The 19,083-nt window shown below is 40.4% G+C and carries 16 protein-coding genes; 8 read left to right on the top strand and 8 right to left on the bottom strand.

The annotated features are described in order from the left end of the window. Positions 1-46: 46 nt before the first annotated feature. Positions 47-460: a response regulator gene (locus tag VB620_RS03050; RefSeq protein ID WP_323194658.1), complete on the bottom strand. Its 414-nt coding sequence runs from the start codon at positions 458-460 to the stop codon at positions 47-49. A gap of 332 nt (positions 461-792) precedes the next feature. Here VB620_RS03050 and VB620_RS03045 point away from each other — a divergent pair, with 332 nt between their 5' ends. Then, positions 793-1,452, top strand: coding sequence for a pentapeptide repeat-containing protein (locus VB620_RS03045; protein ID WP_323194657.1), 660 nt, complete (start codon positions 793-795; stop codon positions 1,450-1,452). Between the two features lie 56 nt (positions 1,453-1,508). Here VB620_RS03045 and VB620_RS03040 read toward each other — a convergent pair whose 3' ends face one another. The 3 genes from VB620_RS03040 to fraC form a co-directional block, all read right to left on the bottom strand. After that, entirely contained in the window at positions 1,509-2,288 is a 780-nt protein-coding gene (locus tag VB620_RS03040) for an ABC transporter permease (protein WP_323194656.1), read from the bottom strand. Positions 2,289-2,407: 119 nt separating this feature from the next. After that, a complete protein-coding gene (gene fraD, locus VB620_RS03035; protein WP_323194655.1) occupies positions 2,408-3,481 on the bottom strand; it encodes a septal junction protein FraD in 1,074 nt (357 codons plus the stop codon). Positions 3,482-3,512: 31 nt separating this feature from the next. Beyond that, positions 3,513-4,058: a filament integrity protein FraC gene (fraC, locus tag VB620_RS03030; RefSeq protein ID WP_323194654.1), complete on the bottom strand. Its 546-nt coding sequence runs from the start codon at positions 4,056-4,058 to the stop codon at positions 3,513-3,515. A gap of 227 nt (positions 4,059-4,285) precedes the next feature. On the opposite strand from fraC, the gene VB620_RS03025 reads away from it, so the two are divergent. Both VB620_RS03025 and VB620_RS03020 read left to right on the top strand, forming a co-directional pair. Then, positions 4,286-5,422 (top strand): cob(I)yrinic acid a,c-diamide adenosyltransferase, encoded by a 1,137-nt coding sequence (locus VB620_RS03025; RefSeq protein ID WP_323194653.1) that lies wholly within the window; start codon positions 4,286-4,288, stop codon positions 5,420-5,422. A gap of 155 nt (positions 5,423-5,577) precedes the next feature. Further along, positions 5,578-5,850 (top strand): hypothetical protein, encoded by a 273-nt coding sequence (locus tag VB620_RS03020; RefSeq protein ID WP_323194652.1) that lies wholly within the window; start codon positions 5,578-5,580, stop codon positions 5,848-5,850. Positions 5,851-5,867: 17 nt separating this feature from the next. On the opposite strand, the gene VB620_RS03015 is transcribed toward VB620_RS03020, so the two are convergent. Then, complete coding sequence (locus VB620_RS03015; protein WP_323194651.1) at positions 5,868-7,409, bottom strand: ArnT family glycosyltransferase; 1,542 nt, start codon at positions 7,407-7,409, stop codon at positions 5,868-5,870. 167 nt (positions 7,410-7,576) lie between these two features. Here VB620_RS03015 and VB620_RS03010 point away from each other — a divergent pair, with 167 nt between their 5' ends. From VB620_RS03010 to VB620_RS02995, 4 genes are all read left to right on the top strand, one after another. Further along, positions 7,577-8,230 (top strand): class I SAM-dependent methyltransferase, encoded by a 654-nt coding sequence (locus tag VB620_RS03010; RefSeq protein WP_323194650.1) that lies wholly within the window; start codon positions 7,577-7,579, stop codon positions 8,228-8,230. 20 nt (positions 8,231-8,250) lie between these two features. Then, positions 8,251-8,763 (top strand): hypothetical protein, encoded by a 513-nt coding sequence (locus VB620_RS03005; protein ID WP_323194649.1) that lies wholly within the window; start codon positions 8,251-8,253, stop codon positions 8,761-8,763. Positions 8,764-8,801: 38 nt separating this feature from the next. Further along, positions 8,802-9,689, top strand: a complete 888-nt coding sequence (locus tag VB620_RS03000; protein ID WP_323194648.1) for a hypothetical protein — start codon at positions 8,802-8,804, stop codon at positions 9,687-9,689. A 181-nt stretch (positions 9,690-9,870) separates the two neighbouring features. After that, positions 9,871-15,354, top strand: a complete 5,484-nt coding sequence (locus VB620_RS02995; RefSeq protein WP_323194647.1) for an ATP-binding sensor histidine kinase — start codon at positions 9,871-9,873, stop codon at positions 15,352-15,354. On the opposite strand, the gene VB620_RS02990 is transcribed toward VB620_RS02995, so the two are convergent. Genes VB620_RS02990 through VB620_RS02980 form a run of 3 tightly spaced genes read right to left on the bottom strand, consistent with a single transcriptional unit; the run spans position 15,343 to position 17,921 of the window. After that, on the bottom strand, positions 15,343-16,101 hold the full coding sequence (locus VB620_RS02990; RefSeq protein WP_323194646.1) for a hypothetical protein: 759 nt from the start codon (positions 16,099-16,101) through the stop codon (positions 15,343-15,345). The genes VB620_RS02995 and VB620_RS02990 overlap by 12 nt on opposite strands. 54 nt (positions 16,102-16,155) lie before the next feature. Further along, positions 16,156-17,001 (bottom strand): 3'(2'),5'-bisphosphate nucleotidase CysQ family protein, encoded by an 846-nt coding sequence (locus VB620_RS02985; protein ID WP_323194785.1) that lies wholly within the window; start codon positions 16,999-17,001, stop codon positions 16,156-16,158. 44 nt (positions 17,002-17,045) lie between these two features. Then, a complete protein-coding gene (locus VB620_RS02980) occupies positions 17,046-17,921 on the bottom strand; it encodes a sugar kinase (protein ID WP_323194645.1) in 876 nt (291 codons plus the stop codon). A 153-nt stretch (positions 17,922-18,074) separates the two neighbouring features. Here VB620_RS02980 and rsmI point away from each other — a divergent pair, with 153 nt between their 5' ends. Beyond that, positions 18,075-18,932, top strand: coding sequence for a 16S rRNA (cytidine(1402)-2'-O)-methyltransferase (gene rsmI, locus VB620_RS02975; protein ID WP_323194644.1), 858 nt, complete (start codon positions 18,075-18,077; stop codon positions 18,930-18,932). Positions 18,933-19,083: the final 151 nt, after the last annotated feature.

The raw sequence follows: 19,083 nt of genomic DNA, 5'->3' as shown, positions 1-19,083 counted from the left end.
GCAGGGGGGAGAAGACGGTAACTTCCCAATGACCAATGACCAATGACTAATGACTAATAATTGTTTTTCCAGCCAGTTTTACTACAGCTGCGACTAATTCTGTGGGTGCGGCTGGCTTGGTGATGTGCATCTGAAAGCCGGCTGATAATGCTTGTTGTTGGTTATGTTCTCCAACGTATGCGGTGAGTGCGATCGCGGGGATGTTTCCCCCTTGTTCTGAAGTCCAGGTTCTGACTTGACGGATGAGCATATAACCATCTATTTCCGGCATTCCAATATCGCTTAAGAGGACATCTACCCTTGATTCTGAAAGGATTTTAAGTGCTTCCCTCGCCGATGATACTGACATAATTTCTGCGCCTTCTGCTTCTAGAACAAAGCAAACATAATCTCGTGAATCCAGGTCATCATCTACGACTAGGATTTTAATTCCCTCAAGATTGACCAAGTTAGAGTCCATTTATCCCTTGAGTTAGATAGTATATTTGTGCGATCGCTTAGTACACTATCCAATGTAACCGAAGTGGGGAAAAACCTTTTTGATTTGTAGGGAATTTTTCAGCACACAACGCAGACTAAACCTCCTGAAATCAAATAGAAGTTCTATATGTCATCGTTTCTTGTTACCTGAAGTGGTTAAACAGGGTATTTTCGGCACATCGGTAATTTTTTGATCTAGTTTATAAGTGTTTCAGGTGTAATCTCGATATACAGTAACAATCACCCACTAACTTTCTTGACTCGAAACTCAAAAACGAATCTCTGTGAATATTGAAATTTGAGGGGAATACCATGAGAAATTATGCTGACACACAGGAATTAATATTAAGCCAAATCAAAGATAAATTTTGTCAGCGTCGAGATTTCAGTGGTTGTGATTTAAGCGGTATGGATTTGATAGCCGTTGATTTAAGCGGTATGGATTTGATGAGAGCAAATTTAAGTGGGGCGAATTTATCTGGTTCTCAACTCACGAATACTAAGCTGAATGGGGCAAATTTAATCCAAGCAAATCTCTGTAAAACTAATTTATCTGAGGCTGATTTGTCCTTAGCTAATTTATCTGAGGCTGATTTGAGCTATGCGAATTTGTGTGGTTCCTATTTGCGGCGATCGCAATGTAGTTATACTAACTTTTGGGGAGCTTCTCTATGTGGTGCAGATTTCACAGAAGCCGACTTGAGGGCAGCTATATTAATAGAAGCATCTTTAATTGCAACTAACTTATTTAGAGCTAATCTCACCGCCGCCAAACTCTGTGGGGCGATACTGCTAGAAGCTAATTTAACTAAGGCAAATTTGACTAATGCAGACCTGACATCAGCTAACTTAAGCAAGGCGAACTTAAGTGAGGCTAATCTTTGGCAAACAAAAATCGGTTACGCTAAATTGCAAAATACTATGATGCCTAATGGTACAATTCGCGCCCCTCACATCATGATTATTGAATAAAAAAGAATGTAGGGACTTTCCGGGGAAGGTCTCTACACTGCGGAATCAACGGTTGGTTAAAACTCACGCCGTAAGAAGATGATATTAGCGATCGCTAACAGCATGACACTGTAAATTAAGCCATAGCCCACACTGCTAATTAGTACAGTGGTATCAGGTAAAGCAGATAAGCCATAAACAGCATCATTTTTTAAATCTAATCGGGATAAATCCGGTAATATCAGGTACAAAGCTTGAGTCACCCGTTCAATTGCAGGGCTATCACTCAGACGACCCAACTTTACTAAATCTGGAGTAATGTTCCCCATTAAATAGACTGCAAATGTTAAAGTCACCGCTAACAGAGAACTGGTAAATACACCGAAGGTAATCGCCACAGCAGTGATTAAAGATGACTGGAGAATTAAAAAACCCGCGCCAATGACAATGCTGAGGAGGGAATATGGAATATTACCAAGTTGCAAAAATCCCACATAAATTACTGTCATCACCGCCACGAGTACAGCCAGCACCGCCGATAAACCCAAAAATTTACCAGAAATAATTTCGCTGCGGCTAACAGGTTTGGCGATTAATACTAAGATAGTCCGTTTATCAATTTCTTTATTAACTAGCCCTGTACCGATAAAAATCGCCACAATTAAAGTAACGGTACTCATTGCTCCCAGACCAAAGTCTAAAAACATTTTATCTTCAGTAGCGGCGGCAAACTCCGGTAATACCCGCAGGGCGATCGCCAATAAGACAGCATAAAAGCCGATAATATATAGAATGCGATCGCGCACCATTTCCTGAAATACATTCTTCGCAATAACAAAAACTCTGCCGACATTCATGGTTTTTTAGTTAAGAATTGAACAACAGGACTTAAGCAAAATTATCAAATCAGGACAAAGGATACAGTTGTGGCCTTAGTCCCATACTGAAATTATGAACCAGTTTCTCATATTTCCGATCACTGCTTGGCCGGTGACTCACCCGCAATAAATTTACTCAGGCGATCGCATTCAATTTCTGCAACTGTATTTTGATTATCTACGTCGCCGGGAGTGACTCTAGAAGTGGTCTGAGATATGGCTATAGGTTCAACTGTGCAAGATTTTTGCAGATAATACCCTTGGCGATTAGAACTAGGTCCATCCCAGATACTGACTAAATCTAATCTATATCCAGATTTGATATTAACTACACGCGCCTCTACACGCCATAACTTACTTTCTTCATATTCTCCTAGTGTCTGATTCAGGACTTGGTCCCCCAATTTTCCGACTTCAGTTGTTGCGTCTAGTAACCATTTTTCCACTTCCGACCAAGGTCTTTGATTTAACTGTTTTTCTACTCTAATTTCCACTGCATCGAGGATATTAACCCCATTTTTAGGGATTTTTTGGACTTTTGGTTGAGGCTCTGCTTCTGTGTCTATTCTGAGTTCTGGTGCTGCGATTCTTACCACAAAAGTACTACGTTCAAAATTATCTGTAAGTAAGGTAGGATATTGTGTTAACCAATTATCCATCACAAAGTAAAACTGAATCCAGCAACTGATTAGCATACAGCTACCCACCAAAATTATGATTTTTTCCCTAACTTCTGGTTTAGGAATTTTCGCTGTTGTGCTAGTATCAGTACCTTCAACAAAATCTGGAATTGCAGTGATAATTGCCGAGATGGTCGGCCAGAGGATAATTGTTCTTGGTGTCAGCATATTTTCGGAATTACTAAATGCAAAAACACTAATCAAAAATCCAGTTATTAATGCTCCCACCGGCATAAAAGTTCCCGGAACTCTTAAAGGATCTTCGGTGGTATACCAAGCTGTACCAGCAATTAAAAATAACCACCCTAAAAATGCAATTATAGTTTTAACATAACCTACTGAAAAGAATGAAAGGAACCAAGAAAAAGCACTCAAATAAATAAATGTTTGCCAAGAATAAGCTTTAGGGGGAATAAATAACTTTTTAATTCCTTCATAAATCCCCACAAAGAAATTTAAAAATACTAAGACATCTTTGAATAAAGTTTGCATCCTTCACACCTCTAATTTTCATTAATTAACTTTATTTTCGGCTCAACAATATAATTAAGCTAATAGCACTGTAACTCAGAGAATTGGCAATCAATATAGTAGTAACTAAATTAGTATTTTGCAACCTAGCAATGCTATTACGCCGCCATTTTAAGCGATTATTCTCTGGAGTGTTTTCAGTTATTTCTATCAAATTTTCTTTTAACGAAAATACCAAGAATTGTAACAGAAAGAACTTGAGAAAAAACGTAATAAAAAACATAATAAAAGCAGTGATTACCAATAAAGATTGTGTAGCTTGGTATCGAAAATTATGAAAAAATACATAACTAATTAATTCTGACTTTAAATTTATCGGTAACATTGGCTCCAGCAAAAAAAATATTATCCAACCAATGGTGCTGGAAAATATGTTGATGGCTATGGCATAAAATGTACTAGTTTTTTTGTCGAATTTTAGTCTCCTATTAAAAACATATGCTTCTATGGGAATGGCAGACAGTAAAAACAAAAATTGAAACAGAGCAGCACCGATAGGCAGGATTTTAGGAATACCAAAGTCTTCAAGTCCAAGCATAAATTGTGATATTTGGCGGTTAAGGTTAAGGAAATAGGCAGTCGAAACCCTTGATGGTTTGTATAAAAGTGATTTGCGATCGCCAGGGTTGGATGTGAGAATATATCTTTTTGATACTATAGCCTGTTGGCTTTCCTCTGTCTGGGGTATATCAGTATTTATACTTCTGAGAGGGTTTTAGTTTTCAAGGTAAAATTGGAGATTGCCACGTTACAGCTTTTCAAGAGATGACAAGGAACGGCATCGGTATTCGCACGGCGCAAGTGCGTCCTGAACGGCTCACAGGTCAAATTCACGTTTACGACGGTGTGGGGAAAGGGAAGTCTCAAGCGGCTTTAGGGGTAGTATTACGCTCCATAGGATTAGGAATAAATACACCGGGTGATTCGGGACGGGTTTTACTATTACGGTTTTTAAAGGGGCCAGAACGTGATTATGACGAGGATGGGGCGATCGCCGCTTTGCAGCGTGGGTTCCCTCATTTAATCGATCAGGTTCGCACTGGGAGAGCCGAATTTTTTGGACATGATCAAATTACCCCCTTTGACAGAGAAGAAGCAGCAAGGGGTTGGGATGTCGCCAAAGGTGCGATCGCCTCTGGTTTATATTCAGTCGTGGTCTTAGATGAAATTAACCCAGTTTTAGACTTAGGTTTGCTACCAGTTGATGAGGTGGTACGGACATTACAAGCCAAACCTCACGAATTAGAAATCATCGCCACCGGACGCGCCGCACCCCAAAATCTGCTGGATATTGCTGATTTGCACTCAGAAATGAAACCCCAAGATCACCCCAGGGCAAAAGAATTGTTTTTGGAAGGGATTGAAATTTATACTGGGGCGGGGAAAGGTAAGTCTACCAGTGCATTAGGTAAAGCCTTAAAAGCCATTGGTCGAGGAATCAATTATCCCGGTTCTACTCGTGTGTTAATTATGCAATGGCTCAAGGGTGGTAGTGGCTATACAGAAGATGCTGCGATCGCCGCTTTACAGCAATCATATCCCGAAGTAGTAGATCATCAACGTTGTGGACGAGACGCGATCGTTTGGCGCAATTCTCGCCAAGAAGCAGACTATGCAGAAGCCCAAAGGGGATGGGAAATTGCCAAAGCTGCGATCGCCTCTGGACTCTACAAAACCATTATTCTCGATGAACTCAACCCCACAGTTGACCTGGAACTACTCCCAGTGGAACCCATCGTGGAAGCCTTACTCAGCAAACCCCGCGACACTGAAGTAATTATCACTGGTCGGTGTCAACAACAACCAGCATACTTTGATTTAGCCAGCGTTCACTCTGAGGTATACTGTCACAAACATTATGCCAATCATGGTGTAGAACTCAAACGCGGAGTAGATTTTTAACTGATAACTGTTAACTGATAACTGATAACTGAACTATGGAGAACAGCAATTTACTGGACTTAATCACAGGGGGACTTGCGATCGCTATTCTTCTAGGCGGGATGTTAATGATGTTTACCACTGTCTTCACTACTAAGGGGAAGAAATAGGGGAGTGTGGGGGGTGTGGGGAGTGTGGGAGGTGTGGGAGGTGTGGGAGGTGTGGGAGGTGTGGGGGGTGTGGGGAGTGTGGGAGGTGTGGGAGGTGTGGGGAGTGTGGGAAGTGTGGGGAGTGTGGGAAGTGTGGGAAGTGTGGGAGGTGTAGGAGGTGTGGGGGGTGTGGGGAGTGTGGGGAGTGTGGGAGGTGTGGGGAGTGTGGGAAGTGTGGGAAGTGTGGGAGGTGTGGGGGGAAAGATTTTTAATACCCAGTACCCAATCCCCAGTACCTAATACCTAATCCCTACTCTCTACTCCCCACTCGTTCTAATCAATTGGTGATTTTGGACAGTTCCAATCACTTGGTGAGGTGTGGTTGATTCCGCTTCCTGGGTTGCAGAAATCCAAGCATAGGTAGAAGGTGGTAATTCGGTAATTGAGTTGACTTGTTTACCATGAACTGGAGTATAAAAATTTAACAATACCCCGGTTTTCCCCTCTACCTGAACAAAATAAATTGGGTGACTTTGCAGAATTGAGGCGATCGCTGGTTGTTGCAGAAAAACTCTCACCTCTGGGTTATAGTCGCTGAATAAGCCGAAACCACCAGCCACAGCCAAAGTTAGCCAACAAGGAATCAACCAACCCGCCAACCAATACTGAAACTGATAACGACCAATCCACACCAGGGGCAACATTAACCAACCACACCCCATAATTAAACCCAGGGTGGCGTACTGGCGAATCTCCACATCATCTACCACCCCAATTAAAATAATTATCCCTGCCAAGACTAATAAAACACCCAATCCCCCACAGCCATAACTGAGATAACCCGCAACTTTTTTAATTTTCCTATCTCCCCATTTCCCCAACTCACTTAAACCCACAGCCGCCAACAAAGCGATAAAAGGGTAAAGACACAGGCTATAGTGAGACAGACGAGTTGAAAAAATGCTCAGTTCAACAAACAGTGTCAGAGGGAAGCCAACTAAGATTAATTGGTAGCGGGGAATAGGACGACGCAACAGCAAAACTAAGCCGAAAACACTAAACAAAAACCAAGGAAAGGACTTGAGCGGGACATTCCACAAATAGAATATGATGCCATTACCACCACGCTCATCAGATCCCAACTCCAACACAAATCTGAACAATGCTTGATAACTATCATTCCCATAGCGCATCCAGTTCAGCCATAGCCAAACCGACGTGGGAATTAAACCAACCACAAAACCGAAATATAAACTGGGTTGGGTAAGATGATGATGGCGGCGATGTTCCCCAATTAAATAAGGTAATAAAGCGACAATCGGCAAAAAAATCATAAAGCTTCTGACTAAGAAGCCTAAACCTAAACTTAAACCAGCGATAAAACTCCATAAATATCTATATTTAGGATGTAATTCCCCTTGTAGGAACGCAAAAATAGCTAACAATACTAAAAATATCATCGGCACATCTGGCGTACCCAACCGGCAATATTGCAGCCAGAGAAATTGCACAGTTAAAATTAAACCTGCTAGCCAAGCTATGTTTTGATTGAGAGTAATTTTGCCGATTTCATATATAAGTAAAAGGCAGAGAATCCCAGTAATCATACTCGGTAGCCTAATACTAAATTCACTAATGCCAAATAGCTGATAGGAAATAGCAATTAGCCAATAGGGGCCAGGGGTTTTATGATGCACAGTACCCCAAGGGGCTATCCAATCGCCAGATTCAAACATCACACGCGATCGCCTAGCGTAAAGCCCTTCATCATGAGCCATCAGGCTATTTTCCCCAGAATTGAAGAGTAATAACGGCAGTATCCACAACAGTAAACTCAGATAAGGGTAAGACTTACGCATAATCTACATTTTCTTGGCGTTCTTGGCGGCTTGGCGGTTCGATAAATCAAGATTTTCGGCAATTGTTGCGTAAGTCCTGAAGGGAATAAACGCAATTTATATAACATGGAATTAATGTTGAGGCTTTCCTCTGTTTTATTCTCCAGATTCCATAAAATACAGAATATATGATCCTAAAACCCGATCAACGCCAGAAATTAGATGATACAGATGATCAGCTATTTTACGACTATCCCCGGTTTGTCACCCATGTCGATGACGGATTTATTCAACAGTTAACGGATTTATATAGCGATCGCCTCCAACCTAATACCCGTATCCTAGATATGATGAGCAGTTGGGTATCCCATCTCCCAGCAGACATGGAATTTGCTCACGTAGAAGGACATGGACTCAACGCCGAAGAATTAGCAAGGAATCGCCGCTTCAATCATTATTTTGTCCAAAACCTGAATCACCAACCCCAACTACCCCTACCAGACCAAAGTTTTGACGCTGTTTTAAATTGCGTCTCTGTCCAGTACATCCAATATCCAGAAGCCATATTTGCCGAAATTCATCGCATCCTCAAACCAGACGGTATCGCCATCATCAGCTTTTCCAATCGAATGTTTTTCCAAAAAGCCATTCAAATTTGGCGCGACGCTTCCGAAACGAGTAGGGTGGAATTAGTCAAACACTACTTCAACTCAGTTCCCGGATTTTCAGTACCAGAAGTAATTGTTAATCAATCCACAGTCCCGAATTTTTTACAGTGGTTCGGTGCTGGAGGTGGAGACCCATTTTATGCTGTAATAGCACACCGCATTGCTCAAAATTGAAATATCAGGAATACTCAAACATGAATTTCCCTCGCCTATCTAGAATTTTTGCCAGCTTATTACTCTCAGTTTTATTACTAACCACAGCCTGTACTCCCCAAGAACCCGGTCGTTTTGACCAAGTACAACAGGAAAGCACCCAACAAAAAAGAGGTCAAGCAGTTGTTAAAGACGCTACCCAAGGGGGAGAATTTAATAAATTCTTTCCGGCTGCTGGTGATGGTTACGACAGAGTATTTACCCAAGAAAAACAAGGTTTTGCTGAAGCTAAATTAAAGAAAGACGGCAAAGAAATAGCTATGTTAGCCATTTCCGATACCAGCAGCACACCAGCTACAGCCGAAAGTTACTCTAATAGCACCACCAAAATTGCAGGTTATCCGGCGCGGGAAATTGGCAATACACAAACCGCAATACTGGTAAATAATCGTTACCAAGTCAAGGTATTATCCAGGGACCCAGCATTCACTCCCAGCGATCGCGCCGCTTGGATTGAAAAATTTAATCTTGATGGTTTAGCGACATTGCAATAACTTTAACTACACCCAATTAAAACCCCAAGGAGATACTTGTGAACAAACCAATTTTTGAATTAGTTGATGAACTTCCCACCAGTGGCTTAACAATTTCCATGCTCAGATCCTTGGATTTTGTTGCTCCTGGAGAGTGGAAAAATACTGTCGGCTTTGTTAATACAATTAAGACTGTCACCCGTGAAACTGATGAAAGTTTAATTCAGCAAATTGGTGAAAGAGCAATTTATCTTTACAATGACAAATCCCAAGGTTATCAACGCGCCATGTGGCTTTATCAAACTGTAGATAAAACAGATAAAGCTCTAGCCGCAGCAGCCTTAGCTAACAAAGTCGGGGAAAAAATTCCCCTTTTGGGTTTTTTAAACAAAATGACCCCCAAAGCCGACAAAGCCCAAACTATTGATTTGTGCTTGAAATTAGTCGTGGAATTAGTCGCCTTCTGTCAAATTAATGGGATTCCCGGAGACAGTATCGGTGATTTTGTCGCTTCTTTAGGTGAGTATAGCGGTGAATCTTTGATTCGCATGGTAGCTTTGGTTTGTGTTGATGGTTTAATTCCACTAGGGCCAGACTTCATTAATCATGCTTTATCCGGCTTAAATCAAACCAGTCCCCAGGAGTTACAACAAAACTCAACTTTCCAAGATATTCAAGATGTAATTCCCGGTAACAGTGTTGGCGATAAATTGAACTTTATCGGTGAAAGTTTTGACTCTGTGAAAGGTTGGATGGGTGGGTTAGTTACCCAAAATAATTTAACGCCACAAAAAGTAGTGGGCAATTTACAAAGTTTTGTCCAACTCAGTGACGATAAATTAGATTATCTCGCCGCCTTTTTGGATGTAGCCACGAATTACTACGAACACACAGGTACGCAAACTTTAGCACGTCGTTTGATTGAACGCGCTGTAGCGGAAATTTAACTGCAAGTCTCCCCTCTCCTGACACAGGGGAGGGGTTAAGGGTTTTAATTAAATCCCCTCATGAAGTGGACGGAATTATTGAGAATATAAGGTTTTCCGATATAGAATCGGAAATTTGTCCTATATTATATATCGAAGAAATACTCAGCTAAAGTCAAACATAGCCGTGAGCCTCGCTGTAATGTCAGTATCATCCCATACCAAGTTTACTATTAGCGGATATCAAATTACCGAGGAAATCTATTCAAGTCAAAAAACTCTAGTTTATCGCGGTATCAGAGAACAAGACCAAAAAAGCGTAATCCTCAAGCTGATATGGAATGAACATCCTACATTCAGCGAAATCGCACAATTGCGTAATCAGTATACCATCGGTAATAACCTTGATATTCCCGGCATAGTCAAATCTTTAGCCTTAGAAAATTTCGCTCAAGGTGATGTTTTAGTCATGGAAGATATTGGCGGTATATCCCTCCAAGATTGGGTAGTTAAGAAAAATCACCAGCCAGGAAATGGTTTAGCGCTAAGAGAGTTTTTTCATATTGCTATGCAAATAGTATCTACTCTAGAGCAACTACATGGCGATCGCATCATCCATAAAGATATTAAACCTGCCAATATTATTATTCACCCCCAGACTCTGGAAGTTAAACTCATAGATTTTAGTATTGCAAGCATACTACCGCGACAAATTCAATTCCTGATTAATCCCAATGTTTTAGAAGGTACTTTAGGTTATATTTCCCCCGAACAAACAGGAAGGATGAATCGGGGTATTGATTACCGCAGTGATTTTTATTCTTTGGGTGTGACATTTTTTCAACTCCTCACCAATCAGTTACCCTTCATCACCACAGATGCGACGGAGTTAGTCTATTGTCATATAGCTAAACAGCCACCCACCGCTAGCCAAGTTAATCCCCATATTCCACCCATATTGTCTTCAATCATCAGCAAACTGATGTCTAAAAATGCCGAAGACCGTTATCAAAGCGCCTACGGACTCAGACATGATTTAGAAAAATGCCGCCAGCAGTGGGAAGAAACAGGAAATATCACTAACTTTGAGTTAGGAGAAAAAGATATATCTGACAGTTTCCTGATTCCCGAAAAACTCTATGGTCGGGATGCAGAAGTTAAAAAACTACTTACAGCTTTTGAACGTGTGAGTAGTGGTACAACAGAAATAATTCTAGTGAAAGGATTCTCTGGTATTGGCAAAACAGTAGTGGTGAACGAGATTCACAAACCGATTTTGCGCCAACGGGGTTATTTTATTCAAGGAAAGTATGACCACTTGAAACGGGATATTCCCTTATCAGGATTGCTCCAAGCCTTAAAAGACTTAATCAGACAAATTCTTTTAGAAACAGATGCCGAAATTACCCAATGGAAAGATAAAATCCTATCGGCATTGGGTATGCAAGGTCAAGTAATTGTTAATTTAATTCCCGAACTAGAACTCATTATTGGTAAGCAACCAGAGGTAGCACAAGTATCTGGCGCTACTGCGGAAAATCGATTTAATTTATTATTGGAAAGATTTATCCAAGTCTTCATGACTAGAGAACATCCTTTAGTGATATTTTTAGATGACTTGCAATGGGCAGATGTGACATCATTGAAATTAATTAAATTATTAATCAGTGCCAGCAATGTCAGAGATAATATTAGTTCTCCCTGGGAAAATAAAAAAAGCCTATTAATTATTGGCGCTTATCGGCATAATGAAGTTAATCAAGCACACCCATTAAATTTAGCTCTCAATGAAATAAAAAAAGACGGCGCTACAATTAACCAGATAATTTTAAATAATTTAACCCTGGCTGATTTAAATCAGTTAATTAGTGATACTTTGCGATGTGAAGAAAATCAGGCGATCGCACTGACACAAATAGTATTTGCTAAAACTAAAGGAAATCCTTTCTTTATTCATGAATTTCTCAAGGCTTTACATAAAGAGGGATTACTGGAATTTGATGTTAAATTAGGAAGTTGGTATTATGACATCTCAAAGATTAAGGCATTAGCACTCACGGATGATGTGCTGGAATTTATGTCAATTCAACTGAAAAAGCTACCAACAGCCACTCAGGAAGCTATGAAGTTAGCCGCTTGTATAGGTAACGAATTTGACTTAAAAAATCTGGCTATTGTATCTGAGAAATTAATAGTAGATGTCGCTACTGATTTATGGACTGCCTTATTGCAAGGATTAGTTTTAGTGCAAGGTGAAATTTCCCATACCGTTGTTAAAGGGATTGATCAACAATTACCTAAATATAAATTTATTCATGACCGGGTACAACAAGCCGCCTACGCTTTAATTCCCGAAGCCAAAAAACCGGTAATTCACCTCAAAATTGGGCAACTTTTATTAAAAAATACCCCAATTCCGGAAAGGGAAGCCCTAATTTTTGACCTAGTGAATCAATTTAATATCGCCATACCTTTAATTCAACTGACAGCAGAACGCCAACAATTAGCTGAAATGAATTTAGTCGCTGGGCGTAAAGCTTTAGCATCAATGGCTTATCCCTCAGCACTGAATTATTTAAATACTGGAATCCAACTACTAGCAAATGATAGTTGGGAGACACAATATCAGTTAACTTTGGCTTTATTGGAAACAGCTACAGAGGTAGCATTTTTAGATGGCAATTTTGAGGAGATGGAAGAACTAGCAGAGTTAGTACTACAACAAGCCAAAACTCTGCTGGAAAAAGTTAAAGTTTATGTAATCAAAATTCAAGCTTATACATCCCAAAATAGATTATTGGACGCGATCGCCATCGCCCGCCAAGTATTACAAGATTTTGGGCTAGTTTTCCCCGATTCCCCCACCACCAATGATATCGAGCAAGGTCTTGCAGAAACGAGAGTCTTGCTTGCAGATAAAACCGTTGAAGATTTGTTCAACTTACCGTTGATGACCTGTGCAAAGCAATTAGCCATAATTCGGATCATATCAACTGTGATTCCTCCGGCCTATGCTGCAAATCCATTATTATTTCCACTGATTATATTATTACAAGTTAAGTTATCAATTCAATACGGAAATGCTCCTTTATCTGCTTTTGTTTATGCTTGCTATGGCATCCTGTTAAATGGGATTGAGAAAGATGTGGAAGCCGCAATTCAGATTGGTAATTTAGCCCTTAAATTGGTTTGTCAAGATAATTATCCAGAAATTAAAGCCAGAACATTATATGTATTGGGAGCATTTATTTTTCATGGAAAATCTCATATTAGAGACAATTTACCCATTCTAATTGAGGGATATCACACGGCACTAGAAACGGGAGATTTTGAATATGTCGGCTACTGTGTAGATATTTGTCAGCATTCATATTTGATGGGTCAAGAATTGACAAGTCTGGAAGCAGAAATTAGAGACTACAGTTATGTTTTGCAATACCGTAAGCAAACAACTACATCGCGCTATTGTCAAATATGTTTGCAAAGTATTATCAATTTATTAGGTAATTCTGATAATGCCTGTAATCTCATCGGCGATGCATATAATGAGGAAACATCATTATTACTGCTAATTGAAGCAAATGATCTGAATGGACTCCACTACTACTATTTACACAAACTTATACTATGTTATTTATTTGGTAATTTTGTTGCAGCTCAAGAAAATAGGATTCAAGGCAAAAAATATTTATCTGGAGGTACAGGATTTATCACTGTACCTATCTTTTATTTTTATGATTCTCTTACAGCCTTAGCTATATATTCAACGATGACCAATGAGCCAAAGAATTTACTTCAGGAAGTAGTAGATAATCAAGCAGAGTTGCAGCACTATGCAGATCATGCTCCTATGAATTATCTCCATAAGTTTTATTTAGTAGAAGCAGAAAGACATCGGGTGAGCGGTGAGTATCTGCGAGCAATGGAATTATATGATCAAGCTATTTCTCTGGCTCATGAACATGGGTTTATCAATGAAGAAGCTCTGGCGCAGGAATTAGCCGCTAAATTTTATCTGGAATGGGGAAAATCGAAAATTGCTGAAATTTATGTAACTGATGCTTACCATAGTTATATTCGTTGGGGAGCAACGGCTAAAGTTCATGATTTAGTCCAACGTTATTCCCAATTCCTAGCGCCTATACACCAGCCAGCAAAGGTTAATCTTTCTGAAAGTGAAAATACTGCTGATTTCAGTCATGAATCTAGCGTAACTTCTAGCTCTCAAATCAGTATTTCCGATTCTTTAGATTTGGCGGCGGTGATTAAAGCATCGCAAGCACTTTCTGAGGAAATTGATCTAGATAAACTGCTTGCTAGGATTATGCAGGTTGTGATGGAGAATGCTGGAGCTTCTAAATCTGCACTGATTTTGAGCGAAGGTGAAGGATTAGAGTTAATTGTTACTGCTGTTGCTTGTAGTTCCCAGACTGCGGATATTGTCACTAACTTCCCAGGTATGAGGTTGGAGGTGAGCGCAGATGTTCCTATTACTTTGATTAATTACGTCAAACGGACTCTGGAAGTTTCCGTCATCGATGATGCTACAAATGTCACATCTTTAGCTGGCGATCGCTACATTCTCAGTCAGCAACCTCAGAGTCTGTTATGTATTCCTATTATCAATCAAGGTAAATTATTGGGGATTATTTATTTAGAAAACAATCTGACTACAGGCGCATTTACAGGCGATCGCATCGAAGTTCTCAAACTCCTGACTACCCAAGCAGCAATTTCTCTAGAGAATGCCATACTTTATCGCAGTTTAGCACAAGCCAATCATCAACTAGAAGTCAAAGTAAAAGAAAGAACCCAACAAGTTCATGAAAAAAATCAAACTTTGCAACAAACACTTTCAGAATTACAAAGTACCCAAGCCCAACTAATTCAAAGTGAAAAAATGTCTTCCTTGGGGCAAATGATAGCGGGAATTGCCCATGAAATCAATAACCCCATCAATTTTATTCATGGGAATATTGCCTATATCAATCAGTATGTCCAAGAGTTACTAGATTTTATCACTATCTATCAACAAGGAGATTCTCAGCTAATACAACAGAAAGCCGCAGCAATTGACTTGGATTTCCTTGCCGCAGATTTACCAAAAATTCTCAACTCTATGAATATTGGGAGTTCACGCATCCAGGATATTGTGTTAGGCTTGCGTAACTTTTCCCGCCTTGGTGAAGCTAAAATGAAAGCTGTAGATGTTCATGAAGGTATTGATAATACTTTAATGATTTTAGACCATCGACTCCAGAAAATTAGTGATTTTCCCCAAATTCAAGTTAGCAAAAATTATTGTCAACTGCCAAAAGTTAGTTGTTTTGCTAGTCAACTGAATCAGGTATTTATGAATATTTTAAATAATGCCATTGATGCTTTAGAAGATGCCTTAACTCAGAGAAAAATCACCGAAAATCCCATAATTCAGATTTCCACTCAACTTATAGATGAAAATATGCTGCGAATTATTATTGCTGATAATGCTGATGGGATGACAGCAACGGTGCAGCAAAAAATATTTGATCCATTTTTTACTACTAAGGAGGTAGGAAGTGGTATAGGGTTGGGATTGTCTATTAGTTATCAGGTGGTTGTTGAGCAACACAAAGGGCGGTTAACTTGTAATTCGGCTCCGGGAAATGGCACAGAATTTTTGATTGATATTCCATTATCTGGTTAAATTTAAATCAGCTGCGATCGCGGTCAAATAAGGTTGAAAAATTGCCAACTTTTCCAGTTCTTCAAATTTCCCAGCCACCGATGGGGGGTCAAAAGCCGTAGTCAGCACATATAAAACCTCACCATCAAAAGCAACATGACTGATATGTAACTCTTCCACTCCACCCTCTGGCTTGATTCCCACAAAACCATAGCGTATTCCCTGAAGTTTCCCCATTGCTGCTGGTTGTGGTGGGTAGGCGGAAAAGACAGTTTGGTTTTTCGAGGTATTTTCACGGTCTTGTAAAAAAGTACCATTCACATCTGCAACCCAAGACTTGAGGGCTATTAATAACTGGCTTTGGTACTCAGGATTGTCTTTTTTTTGAGAATCCGGTAGAATCCCAGCATCTCTGAGATTTTGCTGAAAATTAGGATAACTTCCGACTGGGTAAACTTCCAATTCCACAGTACCTAACAATTTTCCTTGGGAAGATACACACAATAGGGGTGAGTTTCCCTCACAAGGTAAAACTTCCCAACCCTTGGGTGTATGTGTTTTACCCAAGATTTTAATCCAAGGATTTTCGGCTGTGGAATGGTGAGTAGTTTCCGGAGTGGTGAGGGGGGAACTGGTTTGAGTTGTGGTGGATATAGGAATTAATCTTTCTTCTACCGTAGGAGTAACTTTGGGGAGCATAATTTTAATTCCCACTGGTGCTAAAGCCAATAAAATTACACCGAGAAACAGATGATAAACGCGCAACATTTTTGTTAACAATCCTCAGCCAGAACTTGGATCATAATTCTATCCACCAAACCATTAACCAGCGAACTCGGCTAATAAATTTGCGGCTTTTTCACATAACAAATGATGATGTTCACCATTACTTGCTAACAAACCACCCCATTGGTTAATATCACCAGTATTGTATTGTAATGGGCTGCCATCGAAGTGGGTAAACTTACCCCCTGCTTCGGTTAAAATTAGTTCTGGGGCTGCCATATCCCAATCTTTAGGGGCGGACTTTCCGGAGAGAGAAATGTAAATCTCAGCTTGTTGTTCCAGAATTGTGGTAATTTTGCAACCGACACTACCAACTGATTTATGATTTTGAGAAGGGAAGTTTTTTAATAAATAATCTAAAGATTCGTTGCGGTGAGAGCGACTCACGACTACAGTTAATTCTTCTACGGGTTTACCGGAAGCAACTTGGATGGGGAAATATCCATCACGGGTTTCGATAAATGTACCCCCGCCTTTGATGGCAAAGTATAACTTTTCAGCTTCTGGGACAGCAACTACAGCCAAAATGGGGCGGGTGTCTTGGACTAAGGCGATATGAATGGCATACTCGCCAGTTTTTTGAATGAAATCTCGCGTACCGTCCAAGGGATCAATTATCCAGACTAATTTATCAGATTTCTTACCTGGCGAATAGGTTTCTTCACTGATGTAGTCGAAATCTTCGTTACCCAAAGCTGCTTGTAACTTTTCCAGAATGTATCGACTGACAGCTAAATCGGCAAGGGTTACAGGTTCATTTTGTTTATACTGCACATCGAGGTCGGGGTTTTTAGCAGTGCCGTGGTAATAGCTCTTGAGTATATCAGATGCGCCCCAACTGATTTGACGCGCGATCGCTAATATTTCTGGTAAATTCTGCATCAATTTCTTTCTTTGTGTGCTTTGCGGTTGATCATCCAAGTCTACTACTCCGCCACTTCCATCCAGCGACGAGTCCCAAAAAATCCACAGGAATCAGCCGCAATTGTAGCAGCTTGTGCCAAGGCATCAGTAAAACTGGCTTGTAAAATATAGTGACAGAACGCGCCGTGAAAAATATCTCCAGCCCCCAGAGTATCCACAGACTGAATTTGGGGAACATCTACAGCACCGATTTTATTAGCGGAAGAATATGTAATGGGTTTCTCTCCGTGGGTAATGGCGATGTGGGGAATCTCAAATGTACTCAGGTAACTAAATACTTCAGTCTCTGTGTTGCAGTTGGGAGGATAGAAATTAGCGGAACACACCGCATAATCCACAAAAGGTAAAACTTGCTCAAATCCTGGTTTCCAACTCCCACCATCCATAACTACGGGGATATTTGCAGCTTTAGCCATTTCCGCTATGGTGAGACTCACCGCCATTTGATGCCCATCAATTAAGACAATATCAATATCTTGTAAAATATTTGCCGGGATAGATGCAATACTAGCTTGAGTTTTAGCGGCGTTGATTGAGACTATAGCCCGTTCACCGGTACTTTGAGTAATAATAATCGAGGATACAGGTGGTGGTGTAATTATACTAGGTTGCAGATCGGCGATCGCCACCTGATAATTTGCCAAATCTCCGCGAATTAGTTGGGTCATGGGATGACAACCCAGCACACCCAAAACTTGAGTTTGATTACCTAAATAACTAAAAGTCACAGCCCCATTAGTAGCAGGGCCACCGGCTGCTAAAGTATAGTCAGTAGCGACAATTTTCTGATTATTTCTAGGGGGAGAATCAGCGAGGTAGATTAAATCCAAAGTCACTAAACCCACAAATAACCCCCGATGGGATGTGAAATTATGCATTTGTCCGTTATATTTCAGCCTCACCAGATCGATAATTAATTTATTCAGCAATGCTGAATTAGACTCTCAAACTCTCATTCTCTGCGCCTCTGCGCCTCTGCGTGATACCAATCCATATTGAAAGCAACACCATTTATCCTTACTTTTTCATTCATGCAGACCGATCCCAAACCAGGAACACTTTACATCGTCGGTACACCCATTGGCAATCTGGAAGACATGACCTTTCGGGCGGTGAGAATTTTGCAAAATGTGAATTTAATAGCAGCCGAAGATACACGCCACACCGGGAAATTACTGCAACATTTTCAAGTTAAAACACCGCAGATAAGTTATCACGAACATAACCGCCATAGTCGGATACCGGAATTATTAGAGTATATGGCAAATGGCCAGGCGATCGCACTAGTGAGTGATGCGGGAATGCCGGCGGTGTCCGATCCTGGTTATGAATTAGTCATAGCTTGTATTCAGGCGGGAATCACAGTTGTACCGATTCCTGGCGCGAGTGCAACCATTACCGCTTTAATTGCATCTGGGTTACCTACAGATAGGTTTGTGTTTGAAGGCTTTCTCCCACCCAAAGCTGCAAAACGGCGAGAATATTTAGAGTCATTGCAGACAGAATCCCGGACTTTAATTTTCTATGAATCACCCTATAGATTACCAGAAAGTTTACAAGATTTTGCCACTGTTTTAGGAGGCGATCGCCAAATTGTCCTAGCCAGGGAGTTAACTAAATTATACGAAGAATTTTGGCGGGGAACCATTGCCGAGGCGATCGCCCATTACAACCAACGTCAACCCCAAGGCGAATATACCATAGTGCTAGCCGGCAATCCTCCCAGCCAACTGCAACTCACAGAAGCACAACTTAAAGCCGAATTACTACAGATGATCACTCAGGGAATATCTCGCTCCCAAGCCAGCCGACAATTAGCAAAAATCACCACTGTTCCCCGTCGTCAACTCTACCAACTAGCCCTTTCCTTAGAGATTGACACTGAGTAACTCACATACAATCTTCTCAGAAAAATACAACAGTATATTTACTTGATTTTGATGATTTTAAGTAAAATAAACTTTTTATAAAGTTCCGTATTTCACTAACTATTCTCATATAATTAAATGTGTCATTTGCATCCTCTACTCAAGAAATAAT

The sequence above is a fragment of the Nodularia harveyana UHCC-0300 genome, assembly GCF_034931085.1.
Lineage (GTDB): Bacteria > Cyanobacteriota > Cyanobacteriia > Cyanobacteriales > Nostocaceae > Nodularia > Nodularia harveyana.
This window is presented reverse-complemented; position numbering and strand designations above follow the sequence as displayed.